Below are 15,232 nucleotides of genomic sequence, written 5' to 3' on the forward strand. Positions count from 1 at the left end.
AATTAAACTAAAGCTTGATCACGAAATTGACTCTAATTCATGTCTGTCTTTGTATTGAGTACTAATAAAAAACGCTGGCGAGACCAGCGTTTTTTATCGGGTGTTATGTTTTAAAAATCGGCCTACGAAGCCTTATGGAGCTTTGGGTCGGGGCGATTTTCTCCTTCCACGTTATCGGCAAATATTTCCGCAACAGCACTGCGTTCCAACTCGCCTTGAAGATTTCCTTCATCGTCCACGACGGGGAGCGAATAATCGCTTGAAATACTTTCCATCAAGACTTCTTCAATCGCTGAGTCTGGCGAGATAGCAGGTACTTCTTCGTATATTTCGTCACCGATCTCTTCCGTAGAGGTTTGCTTGGCAGCATCGAGTAATCCCTCTTTGGTCAAAACGCCTTGATAGCCTTCGTCGGTCACATGATAGGCGTAATCTTGTTTGATGCCTTTCATCTGCGCGATGGCTTCTTGAATCGTGTTTGCTGTGATTCGTGACGCTGGAGGATTCATCACCGTTTCAACCGTCAATGCACGCGCGCGATTCACGTCTTTGACGAAAGCTTCAACGTAATCATCCGCTGGGTTAAGCAAGATTTCATCTGGTGTGCCTTGCTGTACGAGTAAGCCATCTTTCAAAATCGCAATTCGGTCTCCAAGGCGCAGCGCCTCATCGAGATCGTGAGTAATGAACACGATGGTTTTGTGCAACTTTTCTTGCAGCTCGATCAATTGATCCTGCATTTCACTGCGAATAAGGGGATCCAGCGCAGAGAAGGCTTCATCCATCAGTAGGATTTCTGCATCGGTACACAGGGCACGCGCTAGGCCAACCCGTTGCTGCTGTCCGCCAGATAGCTGCGAAGGGTACTGGTTTTCATACCCTTTTAGACCCACAGTATCGAGCCACTGAAACGCTTTGTCTGTTCTTTCTTGTTTCGAGAGTCCTTGAATCTCTAGCCCATAGGCGACGTTGTCAACAACGGTTCTGTGCGGGAGAAGACCAAAGCGCTGAAACACCATCGACATCTTTTTGCGACGAAATTGCTCAAGATCTTTTTGGTTGAGCTGCATCACGTCAGTGCCTTCCACCAGAATTTTACCTTCGGTTGGGTCGATAAGGCGATTGAAGTGGCGAATGAGCGTCGACTTACCTGAGCCCGAAAGCCCCATGATGACGAAAATTTCGCCTTTGTTGATTTTTAAGTCGATCTCTTTGAGACCTACGGTGTGGCCTGTATCAGCCAAAACTTGGTCTTTACTGTCGCCGCGTTTCACCCGCTCCATGACCGAAGCGGGTTTTGGACCAAACACCTTGTACAGGCCACTGATTTCGATAAGAGGCTTAGTCATGTTTTAGATCTCCTAAGTGAGCCTGAGTTCGTTTGGCGTACGCTTGCGACGCGCGGTCAAATAGGATGGCCAATGCAACAATGGCAAAACCATTAAGAAGGCCAAGAGTAAAGTATTGGTTAGTAATGGACTTTAGAACGGGTTGCCCCAGTCCTTTTACGCCTATCATCGACGCAATTACGACCATGGAAAGTGCCATCATGATGGTTTGGTTGATGCCTGCCATAATCGTTGGCATGGCAAGCGGCAGCTGGACACCAAACAGTCTCTGCTTGGCGTTGGCACCAAACGCCGTCGATGCCTCTAATACTTCTTTGTCGACTAGACGGATACCCAGGTTGGTGAGTCGAATGACGGGTGGGATGGCGTAAATGACGACCGCAATGAGACCGGGAATTTTACCGATACCTAGTAGCATGACCACGGGGATCAGGTAAACAAACGCTGGCATGGTTTGCATAATGTCGAGCATCGGTGTCACCGTCGATTGGACACGGTTGGATCGTGCCATGGCAATGCCAATGGGGATTCCAAGCACAATGGAGAGCATAGTACAGACGGTAATGATGCTTAGCGTGCGCATTGTGTCATCCCACATGCCGAAATAACCAATGAGCAAGAGTGAAACTAGGCAACCGACACCCAGTTTCCATGAGCGACTCGCAAAGTAAACGAGCGCCGTAAACACCGCGAGTGTAATGACCCAAGGTGTCGAAATAAGCAGCTTTTCGAACCAAACTAGGAACGAGAGCAGAGGATCAAAGAAGGATTCGATCATATCGCCATATTCGCGAGAAAAGTCGCGATACGCACCATCGAGTGTTTTGCGGATAGCCCTCAGATCGGAGCGATCCATTTCTGGAAAGCTACTGAACCAGTTTTCGTTAGACATCTATAAATTCCTTTTCTTCTCCTCACCCTGTTGATGAGTAGGGTGAGGAGTACATCTTTAGTTTAGCGTTGAATGGCTAGCAGGATTAAAGAGCTTGTTTGATTTTGTTTGCGACTTCAGGTGAGACCCAAGCTTGCCAAATTTGCGGATAGTCCTCTAGGAAATGGAACATCGCTTCTTCGCCGTCGGCTTGGTTGTCTTCCATCCATGCGAGCAGGCGGTTCATGTCTGCGTTGGTAAAGCCACGTTTACTGAAGTAGTCATAGGCTTGTGGCGCGCGCGTTGCGAACTCTTCAGTGGTAATGGTATGAACCGGTGAAGGTGGGTACATGGTTGGTTTTGGATTTGCACACTCGCTTTGAGTGGTACAGTTAACGAATTCGTCTTCATCGACACCGCTACCAAAGTCAACTTTCACCATGTCGTATTTTCCCAATACAGCAGTAGGTGCCCAGTAATAACCAAACCATGCTTCTCCGCGCTCATTCGCTTTCGCGATAGCGCCTGAAAGACCCGCGCTCGAACCTGGATCGACAATCGCAAATCCGGCTTTGTCTAACTCCATTGCGTTGAACAGGTTACCCGCACTGATTTGACAGTTCCAACCGGCTGGGCAGCTGTAAAAAGCGGATTTATCGGGGTCTTCTGGGTGCTCAAACAATTTTGCGTGTTTTTTCACCCCTTCAATGGTGGCAATCTCAGGGTACTTTTTAACCAGTGCTGCTGGAACCCAAAAACCTTCTTCACCACCATCGACCAGAGATTTACCAGCATAGCGTAAGCGCTTATCTGCTACCCCCTTGTCGAGCGCATCTTTTAGGCTATTACTCCACAATTCTGGGGCCACATCAGGTTGGCCTTTTTCAATCATCGAGGTGCCTGTCGGCATAGTATCGCCAGGAATAAGTTCAGCGTCACAGCCGTACCCATGCTCAAGAATAAAGCGGTCAATGTTGGCAATAACCGTCGCTGAGTTCCAGTTCATGTCCGCGATGGTCACTTTGCCACATTCGCTAGCCTGCGCATTTAGAGCGGTTGCGCTCATTACTAACAATGCAGCCGTTGTTACTCTCATCATAATTTCCCTTTTTAATGAATGCCTTATAAAAATAGAGATCTAATGATTAGAGTTCAAATTAAAAATTGTCGATTTTGGGCTTTGAATTCAATAATTAAGTGATTTATCTCACAGATTTACGGTTGAATTTACTTTTATTACTTAATGAAAGTTGGGGTTAGATCGGTATGTCAACTTTGTTGGTTCGAGCTCAAATGATTAATCTGCGGACCAGACATTCTTAATGTCAGGCCAGCCCCAGTTAGTGAGTTCTACGTCCTTGAGCACACCATGAAAGCGCAACGTTTGTCTATGATGAAACAGCGGCGTTAGCCAGTATTGATTGATCAAGGCTGAGGCGATGGGCTCAAGAGCGTCTAAGTAGTCTGGCAGAGGTGTTTGTGCTCGCAAATCGCTTAAAGCCTGAGTTAGCCAAACCTTAGATTCATGACCAATACAGCTTTGTAATACTGGATTGTGATACAAGCTGTTGAAGGCGGACGCGTGCCGATTATCGTCCAAGTTAATGTTGGTTAGAATAAGCGATTCGTTGAGCTTTCCTTCCATAGCCAACTGATTGATTTCACGAAATGAGTAGGTGTTGACGCTAACGTGCGTTCCTTGTTTCTCCAGTATGGATTGAAGTGCCAATGCACAGTTTTTAAGGGCTGTGTAATCGTATACTGCAATGGAAATATGCTCTGGAAGCGTCACTTTGGGCGCGTCTGGTCTGACGATTTTGTGCCACATGGGCAAGAGGTTCGAGGCAATTTCACAGCCAAACAGCGTATTGGTTTGCTCGAGCTGCTTTAAGATTATTTCGGGACGGATAAAACTGGATAGATACCGACGTTGTTTATCACTCAGCGTCGATGGAGATTGTTGGTTAAACAGAACAAACAGACAGCCATCTTCCACTCGCGATTGTTGGCTAGCTACTTGCGCTTTTGGCTCCACAGCGTGAGAGAGGTAATAGTTACAGCCTTGGTCGCGCGCTTCTGGCTGATTGGTTTCAATCTGCTTGTTGACCATTTCTTTCTCATCCAACTGCCAAATAGTGACTTGGTCGGTCAACGCTCGGCACGCATAGTAGTGATCAAAGGCTTCCAAGCGCAGACGTTCGCCAGAGTGCTCAACCACCGCAAATGCGCCACTGCCAGTGACGAGCTTTGAATCCGTTTTTTCCAACTGCGCTGGTGGCTGGATGCCATACTTCACTCCAGAGATTAGCCCGCCAAACCCCTTGTCTTGTATGGCCAACTTAAATACCACCTTGTTGCTAAGTGGCGCGGTTGCCTCGATAAGATGCGACATTTCGCTTTGGTAATGTTCCAATGGCTTAAGTTGGTTGAACAAGGTTGCAATACTGCTCGCGTCAATCGGAGCACCATTGTGGAAAGTGAGACCAGGTCGCAGATAGAAGGTCCATTCGCACCTTGCTTGGTCATAATGCCAATGGTGTGCAAGCTCAGGCTGAAGTTCCCCGTCGGCTCCACTGGATACCAAACAGCAATAGATTTGCCTTAGCAAGTAGCGTTCGCTCGAACGTTGCAGATGGTGAGGAACGAGGCGTTCGAAAGGTCGTTTGTAAGTAAGCTGAATATGCAGCTGTCCTTCGCGTACTGTCGCCCCCGAGGTGCTTTGCAGTAGTCGACCAAAGGCTTGTTGGTCGCCGTCTAATAGACTGAGTGCTTTTTCATACTTCCCTTCTTGGATACGCAAGGTCGCAAGTTGGACTTTGAGATCGCTAAGAGAGTAAGTCAAACAAAGCGTGGAACGTTGGTTTCGACCGACCTTTGGAGACCAAGTTAACCATCCGATTTTTTGCATATCTTGCAACAAGTTACGTGCATGACGCGTGCTGGTAAACATGGCATCTGCCACTTCCGGCAAGGACGTTTTGATCTCTTCGTTTGTGCCCAATGGCACCAGACGCGTGTAGTAGCGAAGTAGCGTGAGGTCAGACACAATAATCTCCAGATAGGGTGAAGGCGAAAGCATTTGTTTGTTCCTCATATTAGCGCTTTTCAGCCGAGATTGCGCTAGTCGGTGGATATATGCGGCAAAAATAGGAAGGAATTTGTTTTTATTGATGAGTTTTAGTTGTCCTATTTTTTCGGCAAACTGGCTCTGTGGTTTGCCACACCTCGGGCACTGGTTGGCAATATGCTCCTGACACCCCCACGACCATATCAGCCAGTGCTCTTTCCAACTTACGATGTGCATAAATGTTAAACAATGAGATAGAGCACTCACTCTAGAGCCAAGCAGGCGAGACTTTCAGGGGATTTGTGACTAAGATTATGCCGAGATTATCTACAAGTATTGGCTAAGTTATGGAAAGAGTGGTTGACCTGAGTCGTTGGCAAAAAGAGCACATCAAATCGGAGCATGATCTTAAGCTGCTCTTTCACGAAGTGAGTGCATGCTATAACGCTCAACCTTATCCTGATTATCAATCACGAGTTGAACAGCTCAAGTTGCTAAAAAGTGCGCTGTTGGCGAAGCAGCAAATTTTGGCGGATGCGCTCAGTGAGGATTACGGTTTTCGCAGCCAGTTTGACAGCGTTATCTGCGACATTTTGCCAGCGGTTTCGCACATCAACTATACCATTAAGCACCTTAAAAAATGGATGAAGCCCAGTCGTCGCTCTGCGGGTTTATTGCTAACGCCATCTTCAGTCAGCGTTGAGTACCAACCTCTGGGCGTTGTGGGCGTGATTGTACCGTGGAACTTTCCGATTGTTTTGAGCATTGCGCCGATTGTCACCGCTATAGCGGCAGGAAACCGAGTGATGGTGAAGCTCAGCGAGCATACTCCTCATACAAACCAAGTGCTAAGCGAAATTTTTGGAGAGCTAGATAAGCAGATTTACTCAGTGGAAGGCGAAGCCGATATTGCCAGTCACTTCTCTCAGTTGCCTTTTGATCATCTTCTCTTTACGGGTTCGACTCCTGTTGGCCGCCTTGTTGCTCAGGCCGCGGCAAAAAATCTCACCCCTGTCACGCTAGAGCTTGGTGGGAAGTCCCCGACGATTGTCGATGATAAGATCGAGCTTCGCCGCGCCGTCGACGCTGTCATGCTGGGTAAATCGGTCAATGCTGGCCAGATATGCGTCGCACCCGACTATGTGCTGGTGCCAAAGGGGAAAGAACTTGCGTTCATTCGCCTCTATTTAGAACGGTATAAGTCGCTTTATATAGACAAAAAAGGCGCGGATTCGGTCACTCAGATCATCAATGATGCACAGTACCAACGGTTAACTCAGTTGCTAGAGGATGCGAGAACCAAAGGGGCGGGCATTCATACCATCGAAGGGGTAGAGGTATCTGGGCGGAGAATGTTGCCGCACTTAATCACCGGAACAACGGAAGAGATGCTGGTGATGAATCAAGAGATTTTTGGTCCGATTTTGCCAGTGATTGGCTATCAACATCTTAATGAGGTGTTTGCCTACATCAACTCGAAGCCAAGACCTCTTGCTCTGTATTTGATGTCCGATGATAAAGTGCTCCAACGTCAAGTTATCGAGCATACACACAGTGGCGGCGTCGCTATCAATGATACCTTGCTGCATGTTGCCGCCGAAGATGCTCCATTTGGTGGAATTGGAGAGTCGGGTCTTGGCCATTATCACGGTATCGAAGGTTTTATGACGTTTTCAAAAGCCAAAACTGTATTGATGACGCCAAGCTGGTTACCAAGAAGCCGCCTGATACTAAAATATCGAAAGCTCGCTCAGAGCGCGTTGGCTAAGTTGTTTATTCGTTAATCTTCCTTTTGCTGCTCTCGCCCTTAGAGAGCAGCATTGTCCTTCATCCTTTCGTTTTGTCTTTGGAAGTACTCTCTTGCAAAGCTAATAAACAATTTGAGCCGCTTGGGTTGGTAGCGGTCTTTGGGATAAATCATAGAGAATTCAACGCTGGGCACGCGCCAATCTTGGAATACTTCTTTGAGTGCTCCCTGCCTCAACTCCTCTTGGCAATAGATAAGAGGAACACGAATAATGCCGTGATCCTTTAGTGCCCCTTTAACCAGCACTCTGCCATTTTTGCATTTTAGGTGGCCATTAATATTCACATCCATGACTTGCTTTGTACTCGGGTGTTCAAAGCTCCAACGCGTGACTGACCCTGTTAAACATTGGTGGTGGCGAAGTTGGTTCGGGTGTTCAAGCGGTGGCGAACTTGCTAAGTAGCTCGGGCTTGCTAATGTGCCCATCTCAACGTTCATGAGTTTGCGTGCCACAAATCCTGCATCTTCAAGTTGCCCCATTCGAAACGCGATATCAAATTCATCTTCAATGAGGTCAACGCGATGGCTGCTAAATTCGAGACTGACCGTCACGTTCGGATGGCTGGTCATGAACTCTGAAATCAAATCCGCTACAAGCTCTTCACCCAAGTAACCACCAACCGCATTCACTTTTATCATGCCTTGAAGAGTTTCTGTGTCTTCAGTCGCGGCGCTCAAGGCTTGATCGATCGTGCCCAACGCGTGAGCGCACTGTTGGTAGAAGAGCCTTCCTGCGTCGGTTAGTTTCAGCGTCCGCGTGGTTCTGATCAGCAGGGTAACCCCCATCTGTTTTTCCAGTTGACTGATCTGGCGTGAGACATGAGAGCGAGAGACATTCAGCGCCTCGGCCGCTTTGGTAAAGTTTCCTAATTGGGCAATAAGGACGAAAGATCGAATATCGGCAAGATTGATTTGGTTGAGCATCACGGCCCTCCTGTACAGGCGTTTTATTGTTGCACTCTAGCAACAGTGTTTCAACTGTAGGCGTATATATCAACAAACCGGATTTTTTTACTATATCGCCATCGCAGCCAAACTGAGCTGCAATGTTGAACAGGTGAGAGATAGACAATGAAAAAACTTATCGTAATTACAGGCGCGAGCTCGGGTATTGGTGAAGCAATTGCGCGTCGACTCAGTGAGGCTGGACATCCTCTTCTTCTACTTGCTCGTCGTGTTGAGCGTTTGGTTGAACTCAATCTTCCAAATACACTGTGTGAAAAAGTCGATGTGACAGACAAAACCACGTTTGAAGCAGCGATTGCCAAAGCAGAGCAGCAATTTGGTCCGGTCGATGGACTGGTTAATAATGCGGGCGTGATGCTTCTTGGCCAAATCGATAGCCAAGAGGCCAACGAATGGAAACAGATGTTCGACGTTAACGTGATCGGATTGCTCAATGGTATGCAGGTAGTGTTGGCTCCTATGATGGCGCGCAATAGCGGTACCATCATTAACATCAGCTCGATTGCGGGTAAAAAAACCTTCCCAAACCATGCCGCTTATTGCGGTACTAAGTTTGCCGTTCATGCGATTTCGGAAAATGTTCGTGAGGAAGTGGCCGCTTCCAATGTCCGTGTTACAACTATTGCACCAGGCGCGGTAGAAACGGAGTTGCTCTCTCATACCACGTCGCAAGAAATCAAAGCGGGCTATGACGATTGGAAACAGGAGATGGGAGGTGTGCTCGCGGCGGATGATATTGCGAGAGCCGTTGAGTTTGCCTACAACCAACCTCAAAACGTGTGTGTGCGTGAAATTGCGCTCGCACCGACTAAGCAGCAGCCATAATTGTGCGATGTCATCTATACTCGAAGTAGTGATGGACTATGTGGTCAACACACTGGGAAGGTGAACTATGGAACTACGTAATGAAAAAGGTGAGGTGACCCAAGTTGCCGATAACCTAACCATAAAAGAAGTCTTGGAAATGGGCTACTCTATCGATTTGTGCGATGAGGCGTTTGATCCGAATGAGCACTGGAGCGCGTCGTCTCCTCATCAGGGCAGTTCTGAAATGCCAGAAAGCTGATGCTGAATGCATTCTTCGAGTAAAAAGAAAAAATCCGAGCCATAAGGGCTCGGATTTTTAATTCTGGCGTTCTAAGAATTTAGAAACCTTCGATGTTTTTTGCTTCTAGCTCAGTGAAGTACTTAACTGTTTTCACTTTTAGCTCTTGCGTTGCAGGTTCGTCACATACGATGACTGATTTCGGGTGCAGTTGCAGTGCAGAAACCGTCCATAGGTGGTTTACGCTGCCTTCAACCGCTGCTTCAAGAGCAAGCGCTTTGTTGTGACCTGTTACTAGGATCATGATCTCTTCAGAATCAAGCAGAGTACCTACACCGATAGTCAGTGCGTATTTAGGAACTTGGTTGATGTCGCCATCGAAGAAGCGTGAGTTAGCGATGCGAGTATCTTCAGTCAACGTTTTGATACGAGTACGTGAAGATAGAGAAGACGCTGGCTCATTGAACGCAATGTGACCATCGTTGCCTACACCGCCCATAAATAGGTTGATGCGGCCGTAAGATTTGATTTTGTCTTCGTAGCGTTTGCACTCAGCTTCGTTGTCGTCAGCGTTGCCATCAAGAAGGTTGATGTTCTCTTCTTGGATATCAATGTGATTGAAGAAGTTGTTGTACATGAAAGAGCGGTAAGACTCTGGGTGATCCGCAGGGATGCCGATGTACTCATCCATGTTAAATGTCACAACGTGCTTGAAGCTTACTTCACCAGCCTTGTGCAGCTCGATAAGTGCTTTGTAAGTTGCAAGAGGAGTACCACCAGTTGGTAGGCCAAGAACGAAAGGACGTTCTGCAGTTGGTTTGAAGTCGTTAATGCGTTTAACGATGTGCGCAGCTGCCCACTTACCTACTTGTGCTGCTTGGTTTAACGGGATAAGTCTCATTTTTTGCCCCTAAGTATTAGAATTTATGATGCTCTGAAACATTAATTCGCATTATAAAATAAGTTTTTGCGATCTTCTATTGTTTTCGGTCAAATTTTCTTGATTAATTTGATTTGTGATTAAGTTTTGCACGGTTAAACGTTGTCGTTATTGAGTTTAGCAGCTTGACTTCGAGGCAGGAGGGCATTAATTCACATCGTTAATTTTTGATGCTTCAACAATGATAAAGGCAATACGACCGCTAAATGTTCGCCAATAGACTAGCTTTAAGTGATATGCATACAAAATAGGGTATGATGTTAGCGCTCAATTTATTGGGCAGACAGCCGATAACCAAATGTTGAAGAAAAACAAAGAAATCTGAATGAATATTATAGGTATTGCGATAGGTATCACGGGGTTGCTATTACTCTGCATGTTCTTGTGGATGCTGGCATTGTCGGTGCGCAAAAAGCGTTTAGAACAAGAACGAAAAGAGCGAGAGATCGCTTATCGCAAAGCTATGGAGAAAAATCGCAAACAGGAGCGCGAAGATCGCATTTATAAGGCGGAAGGTGGTCACATTCCGACGATCTTATTTTTGGCGAAAGAAGCAGAGCGAACCAAACCGAAAGAAGCCTTATATTGGTATACCAAAGCGGCAAAGTTGGACAATGTGACAGGCATGTATGGGATTATTCGCTTAAGTGCCAAAATGCAGCAAGACGTCATTCTTAGAGAGCAATCTAAGTTCTGGAAAGTTTGCATAGCGGCATCTGAAGGGAGCTTACAACATAAGTTCGAAATGGGCGTGGCGCTGTTCCATGGTCGAGGCACAGAGCCGGACCAATACAAGGCGATTCAAGTCATGGAAGCGGCTGCCTCTCATAATCATATTGATGCGTTGATCTTTCTCGGCGACTGGCATGTGTCGGACAACAATGGCAACCCAGATCCTGCAATGTCGATAGAGTATTACCGCCGCGCGGCGAAGCTGCGTAGCAATGAAGGGCGCATGAAGCTCGGACTCAGCTATATCAAGGGGATTGGCGTCGAGCCAGATCACGCCAAAGGCTGTTATTGGCTAGAGCGAGCCGCAGAGAAAGGCTACTTAGAAGCGATGTATGCGGCAGGGGAAGTGTGGATGGATTACAAACCCAATGGTAACGCCATCGCATACATATGGCTCTTCTTAGCGAGTCAACTTGGCTACGAGCGAGCCAAATCACTGCGGGACAGAGTCGCGCTCAATATCGGGGTCGATACCGTGGTTGGGCTCCAAGGGCTAAGTAAGCCGATGATGAAAAAAATTCGCGAGAATAAAGTCGGCAAGCACTCAATCATCAAAGCACTAAACAAACTGTACAAGCGCAACATTCCGTTGTTAGAGCAAACGCCTACAGAAGCAGAGCAAGCGCCAGAGTTATTAAAGGTTGAAGCGCCAACGGGAGAGAGTGTGGAAGCGGTGATTGAAGATAAACCGGCGAGAGTGGATTTCAGCCAGTCTCCAATGGATAAGAATTAGGCCATGGTAAGAAATAAAAATGGCCTCTTAACTAGAGGCCATTTTTTTGATTTATGATTTTGCTTGTTTCTGTTTCGACTTGCATACCGCAGCGGTGAACACCACATCTGTCGAACTGTTGAGCGCGGTTTCTGCTGAGTCTTGAACAACACCGATAATAAAGCCTACCGCAACCACTTGCATCGCAATCTCATTTGGAATGCCAAACAGGCCACATGCCAGTGGGATTAACAGCAACGAGCCACCTGCCACACCTGAAGCACCACAAGCGGACACTGCCGCCACCAAGCTCAGCAATAGAGCGGTAAGCAGGTCAATCTCAATACCCATAGTGTGTACTGCAGCTAGCGTTAGTGTTGTAATCGTAATTGCCGCGCCCGCCATGTTGATGGTTGCACCTAGCGGAATAGAAACTGAGTACGTGTCTTCATCCAGCTTTAGCTTTTCACACAGCGCCATGTTGACCGGAATGTTTGCTGCACTTGAACGAGTAAAGAAGGCAGTGACGCCACTTTCACGTAGACATTGCAGCACCAATGGGTATGGATTTTCGCCGGTTTTTACGAACACGATGATTGGGTTAACCACAAGCGCAATGATCGCCATTGAACCTAATAGAACTGCCAGAAGGTGCGCGTAGCCAGCAAGCGCTTCAAAGCCCGTTGTTGCCAGTGTTGATGCAACAAGGCCAAAGATACCGAATGGCGCTAGGCGAATGATGAAACGAACGATTTGTGAAACGCCGTGGCTAAGATCTTCAAACACCGCTTTGGTGGTTGCTGAGGCATGATGCAGTGCCAAACCGAGGCCAACTGCCCAAGCAAGGATACCGATGTAGTTAGCGCTCATTAGGGCGTTAACTGGGTTATCCACCAACTTGAACAGCAAAGTATGCATCACTTCCGCAATACCTTGTGGTGGTGTTGTACCTTCGGCACCAGAAACAAGCGTTAACGTAGTCGGGAACAAGAAGCTAAGTACGACAGCAGTCAATGCCGCTGTTAGTGTACCGAAAAGGTAAAGAACCACGATTGGGCGCATGTAGGTGTGTTGGTTTTTCTTCTGGTTGGCAATCGAAGCGGCGACCAGAATAAACACAAGAATAGGTGCGACTGCTTTTAGTGCACCGACAAAGAGGCTTCCAAGTAATCCCGCATCTTTCGCTGACTCTGGAGCAATTGTCGCTAGACCAACACCAAGAATGATACCGGCTAGGATTTGCAAAACCAGATTGCCACGAGCGAAACGGGCAATAAGTGAGTTGTGTTGCATAGTTATCCCTGCAATGAATAAATTTATAGATTTATAGTAATTTCAGTTATCTCAAACTGAGCAGGACATACTAGCGTGTTGAAATATTGTGTCTAGATTTAATTGAAAATTAGCAGGAAAAATTAAGATTAACCAGTAAGTGTGAATTTTGTGTTGTGTTATTGTTTTTATGAGTAACAAAAAAGGAGCGCAATGCTCCTTTTGGCTTGGTCACAAAGAAATCAGTTTAATGATGATGCTTCATACCGCTCATCACTTTTTTGATAGGGGCATTGAAGGTCTGTTTTTGACCATTGGCGAAAGTGATTTGAACATCAATCGCTTCCCCTTCCACTAACGGTTGGGTTAGGTCAAACAACATGATGTGTAAGCTGCCGGGTTTCAACTCAACTTTTCCATTGGCAGGAACGGTGATTGACTCAATTTGGCGCATTTTCATCACATCGCCCTCTTTAATCACATCATGCAGTTCCACTTTACCCGCTGCTTCGGTGGACGCTGAAACAATGACTCTGTCGTTTTCACTGTGGTTCATTATTTCAGCGAACACTGCGCTGGTGGCGGCATTCGGTGGTGTCGCTCTCGCGTAAGCATGATGAGTCATGATATCCATGTCCGCTTGGGCAAGGGGGCTCAGTGCCAAGGTTGCAAGAAGCAGTGATTTCAACTTCATGGCTATTGTCCTTCTAATGTGATGGATTGAAACGCTTCTACCAATGGTGCCGGTGTTAGCGTATGTGGCACTTTTGTTATGAGTGTGCCATCTGGTTTTAGGAAATAAAAATAGGAACTATGATCAAGGGTGTATTTCAATTCTGAGTTTTCTAGCTCAGTTTTTCTAAAAATCACTCCGTACCGGTGAGCCAATGGTGTGGTGACGTCAAGCGGCGCGGATAGCCCTTCTATCATAGGGTGGAAATACTGCGCATATTTGTACGAGTCTGCAGCGGCATCGCGCTCTGGATCCAGCGAAATGAACATCGGACGAAACTTCTGTTTGGTTGCTTCATCGGCTTGATTGAGTGCGCCAGCTAGCATCGCCAAAGAGGTTGGGCACACATCAGGGCAGCGAGTGAAACCAAAATAGACCACACGGATACGTGAGTCGCTGGTATCGAAGATGTTGACTTCTTGGTTATTTTCGCCAAAAAGCATGACTTGGCTTGGTTGAGCGTCCGCTTGTTTTGGTTGATTGTCTAGGTAGCTTTTTAGTCCAAACCCCAACACAAACGCGGTGATCAATATTAATGTCCAATTTTTACTCATCGTTCCATCCTAATGGCCGTGTTAATTTGCCTCTTTCCATCTGACAACTGGCCAACCCAGGTCATGGCTTCCAAGGTACAGACGGGGAGAAGGATCTCTCCGGTATAGATGTTGTCCTGCTTTTTGTTCAGTTTGAATAGCGTGATGCCCATCTCCATCTCATAACCTTCGAGCGTTAACAGTAGGGAGTCACTGTCAGAAGACGACCATTCGACTTGAATTTGGGTTGGAATCAAAGGCTGGCTGACATCTCGATCCAGCGTCACCGTGATATCGTTTTCGCTACACGGTTTGGTTGAAAGCAGGCAGTAGTCATCTAAAGATGGACGAGCGGCCTCGCTTTTATACCAATGATAGAGATCACCAGCGAAGAACCCCGCGCAGAGGGCCAAGGCGATCAGTGCGAATTTAATGATTGAAGGCACGTTACGCTTCCTTCGTTTATAAAATCGCAATCCTAGCACTTCAGTCATGTAAATACATGAGATAGCGAAGAATTATGTGCGGGTGGTCAAGCCAATCTACTTAGTTATGCTGCTTCTTAATCCCATAAACGGCGTGGTCGAGAATGCGATCGCCCACTTTTTCAGCATTAGTGATAATACCTTCAAGCGTCATTCCGACTCGTTCTGCGACTGCTCGGCTGGCGAGGTTGTCTTTTGCGGCGGATAGCTCGACTTTCTCTAGCTTGAGTTCATTGAATGCAATATCAATAAGCTTGGTGACCACCCGGGTAATAATGCCTTTTCCTTGATGAGGCTGAGACAACCAATACCCGACTTCTGCTCGTTTAGTATCATGGTTAATGGTGTTGAAGCTGCAGTTACCTACAATTTCACCTTGGTAAATGATGGCACAGGTCATGGACTTTCCATCGGCATAGTCATGCAGCATACGCTGGGCAAACAGCTTAAAGTCTTGTTCTGCATGGCAAAATGCTGGCCATGCAAGCCATTGGGATAGGTATTCTTTTTGCTCGGATACTAATTCTACATAGCGAGGAGCGAAGGATTCCTGTATGAGTGCAAGTTGCAACTCATTGTCGATCTGGACGGTAAACATAAGATCTCCTAGAGAGTGTGGTTACAACAAGCTAACAGGAACGCACTGGTAAGACCATAACTACTTCAAATAATTGACTTTTTGTGTGGCACGAAATTATTGGGTTACGTTATATAAATCAC

General features: G+C 46.8%; 15 protein-coding genes. 4 read left to right on the forward strand and 11 right to left on the reverse strand.

The window, feature by feature from the left end; translation table 11 throughout:
• Positions 1-122 precede the first annotated feature (122 nt).
• The 4 genes from ACUALS_RS15045 to ACUALS_RS15060 all read right to left on the reverse strand — a co-directional run bounded on the left by ACUALS_RS15045 (position 123) and on the right by ACUALS_RS15060 (position 5,266).
• The gene (locus ACUALS_RS15045; protein WP_005469405.1) at positions 123-1,349 is read right to left on the reverse strand and encodes a quaternary amine ABC transporter ATP-binding protein; all 1,227 of its coding nucleotides are present in this window, start codon (positions 1,347-1,349) and stop codon (positions 123-125) included.
• Positions 1,342-2,241, reverse strand: coding sequence for an ABC transporter permease (locus ACUALS_RS15050; RefSeq protein WP_005469046.1), 900 nt, complete (start codon positions 2,239-2,241; stop codon positions 1,342-1,344). Before ACUALS_RS15050 ends, ACUALS_RS15045 begins: the two co-directional genes overlap by 8 nt.
• Before the next feature lie 85 nt (positions 2,242-2,326).
• Positions 2,327-3,316, reverse strand: a complete 990-nt coding sequence (locus ACUALS_RS15055) for an ABC transporter substrate-binding protein (protein ID WP_454450027.1) — start codon at positions 3,314-3,316, stop codon at positions 2,327-2,329.
• Between the two features lie 201 nt (positions 3,317-3,517).
• On the reverse strand, positions 3,518-5,266 hold the full coding sequence (locus ACUALS_RS15060; RefSeq protein ID WP_454450028.1) for an SgrR family transcriptional regulator: 1,749 nt from the start codon (positions 5,264-5,266) through the stop codon (positions 3,518-3,520).
• Between the two features lie 368 nt (positions 5,267-5,634).
• On the opposite strand from ACUALS_RS15060, the gene ACUALS_RS15065 reads away from it, so the two are divergent.
• On the forward strand, positions 5,635-7,071 hold the full coding sequence (locus ACUALS_RS15065; RefSeq protein WP_454449736.1) for a coniferyl aldehyde dehydrogenase: 1,437 nt from the start codon (positions 5,635-5,637) through the stop codon (positions 7,069-7,071).
• Between the two features lie 23 nt (positions 7,072-7,094).
• On the opposite strand, the gene ACUALS_RS15070 is transcribed toward ACUALS_RS15065, so the two are convergent.
• Positions 7,095-8,018 carry a LysR substrate-binding domain-containing protein gene (locus ACUALS_RS15070; RefSeq protein ID WP_454449737.1) on the reverse strand — a complete coding sequence of 308 codons (924 nt, stop codon included), beginning with the start codon at positions 8,016-8,018 and terminating at the stop codon, positions 7,095-7,097.
• A gap of 147 nt (positions 8,019-8,165) precedes the next feature.
• Here ACUALS_RS15070 and ACUALS_RS15075 point away from each other — a divergent pair, with 147 nt between their 5' ends.
• Together ACUALS_RS15075 and ACUALS_RS15080 are read left to right on the forward strand one after the other, a co-directional pair.
• Positions 8,166-8,885: an SDR family oxidoreductase gene (locus ACUALS_RS15075; protein WP_454449738.1), complete on the forward strand. Its 720-nt coding sequence runs from the start codon at positions 8,166-8,168 to the stop codon at positions 8,883-8,885.
• A gap of 67 nt (positions 8,886-8,952) precedes the next feature.
• Positions 8,953-9,126, forward strand: a complete 174-nt coding sequence (locus ACUALS_RS15080; RefSeq protein WP_005469303.1) for a hypothetical protein — start codon at positions 8,953-8,955, stop codon at positions 9,124-9,126.
• Positions 9,127-9,205: 79 nt separating this feature from the next.
• Here the strand turns inward: ACUALS_RS15080 and nagB are convergent, their stop codons facing one another.
• Positions 9,206-10,006, reverse strand: a complete 801-nt coding sequence (gene nagB, locus ACUALS_RS15085; RefSeq protein WP_005469082.1) for a glucosamine-6-phosphate deaminase — start codon at positions 10,004-10,006, stop codon at positions 9,206-9,208.
• A 364-nt stretch (positions 10,007-10,370) separates the two neighbouring features.
• Between nagB and ACUALS_RS15090 the strand changes: the two genes are divergently transcribed.
• Positions 10,371-11,510, forward strand: coding sequence for a tetratricopeptide repeat protein (locus tag ACUALS_RS15090; protein ID WP_454449739.1), 1,140 nt, complete (start codon positions 10,371-10,373; stop codon positions 11,508-11,510).
• 51 nt (positions 11,511-11,561) lie between these two features.
• On the opposite strand, the gene sstT is transcribed toward ACUALS_RS15090, so the two are convergent.
• The 5 genes from sstT to ACUALS_RS15115 form a co-directional block, all read right to left on the reverse strand.
• Complete coding sequence (gene sstT / locus ACUALS_RS15095) at positions 11,562-12,782, reverse strand: serine/threonine transporter SstT (RefSeq protein ID WP_005469142.1); 1,221 nt, start codon at positions 12,780-12,782, stop codon at positions 11,562-11,564.
• Between the two features lie 226 nt (positions 12,783-13,008).
• On the reverse strand, positions 13,009-13,455 hold the full coding sequence (locus ACUALS_RS15100) for a copper chaperone PCu(A)C (protein WP_454449740.1): 447 nt from the start codon (positions 13,453-13,455) through the stop codon (positions 13,009-13,011).
• Positions 13,456-13,457: 2 nt separating this feature from the next.
• Complete coding sequence (locus ACUALS_RS15105; protein ID WP_454449741.1) at positions 13,458-14,048, reverse strand: SCO family protein; 591 nt, start codon at positions 14,046-14,048, stop codon at positions 13,458-13,460.
• Positions 14,045-14,473, reverse strand: a complete 429-nt coding sequence (locus ACUALS_RS15110; protein ID WP_038188175.1) for a hypothetical protein — start codon at positions 14,471-14,473, stop codon at positions 14,045-14,047. Before ACUALS_RS15110 ends, ACUALS_RS15105 begins: the two co-directional genes overlap by 4 nt.
• 100 nt (positions 14,474-14,573) lie before the next feature.
• Positions 14,574-15,110, reverse strand: coding sequence for a GNAT family N-acetyltransferase (locus ACUALS_RS15115; RefSeq protein WP_454449742.1), 537 nt, complete (start codon positions 15,108-15,110; stop codon positions 14,574-14,576).
• Positions 15,111-15,232: the final 122 nt, after the last annotated feature.

The sequence above is a fragment of the Vibrio sp. NH-7 genome, from assembly GCF_053643215.1.

Excerpts from the sequence above, each read along its gene's own strand:
- sstT (WP_005469142.1), bottom strand. The coding sequence starts at position 12,782 with ATGCAACACAACTCACTTATTGCCCGTTTCGCTCGTGGCAATCTGGTT.
- ACUALS_RS15075 (WP_454449738.1), top strand. The coding sequence starts at position 8,166 with ATGAAAAAACTTATCGTAATTACAGGCGCGAGCTCGGGTATTGGTGAA.
- ACUALS_RS15115 (WP_454449742.1), bottom strand. The coding sequence starts at position 15,110 with ATGTTTACCGTCCAGATCGACAATGAGTTGCAACTTGCACTCATACAG.
- nagB (WP_005469082.1), bottom strand. The coding sequence starts at position 10,006 with ATGAGACTTATCCCGTTAAACCAAGCAGCACAAGTAGGTAAGTGGGCA.
- ACUALS_RS15055 (WP_454450027.1), bottom strand. The coding sequence starts at position 3,316 with ATGAGAGTAACAACGGCTGCATTGTTAGTAATGAGCGCAACCGCTCTA.
- ACUALS_RS15090 (WP_454449739.1), top strand. The coding sequence starts at position 10,371 with ATGAATATTATAGGTATTGCGATAGGTATCACGGGGTTGCTATTACTC.
- ACUALS_RS15050 (WP_005469046.1), bottom strand. The coding sequence starts at position 2,241 with ATGTCTAACGAAAACTGGTTCAGTAGCTTTCCAGAAATGGATCGCTCC.
- ACUALS_RS15070 (WP_454449737.1), bottom strand. The coding sequence starts at position 8,018 with ATGCTCAACCAAATCAATCTTGCCGATATTCGATCTTTCGTCCTTATT.
- ACUALS_RS15100 (WP_454449740.1), bottom strand. The coding sequence starts at position 13,455 with ATGAAGTTGAAATCACTGCTTCTTGCAACCTTGGCACTGAGCCCCCTT.
- ACUALS_RS15080 (WP_005469303.1), top strand. The coding sequence starts at position 8,953 with ATGGAACTACGTAATGAAAAAGGTGAGGTGACCCAAGTTGCCGATAAC.
- ACUALS_RS15065 (WP_454449736.1), top strand. The coding sequence starts at position 5,635 with ATGGAAAGAGTGGTTGACCTGAGTCGTTGGCAAAAAGAGCACATCAAA.
- ACUALS_RS15105 (WP_454449741.1), bottom strand. The coding sequence starts at position 14,048 with ATGAGTAAAAATTGGACATTAATATTGATCACCGCGTTTGTGTTGGGG.
- ACUALS_RS15045 (WP_005469405.1), bottom strand. The coding sequence starts at position 1,349 with ATGACTAAGCCTCTTATCGAAATCAGTGGCCTGTACAAGGTGTTTGGT.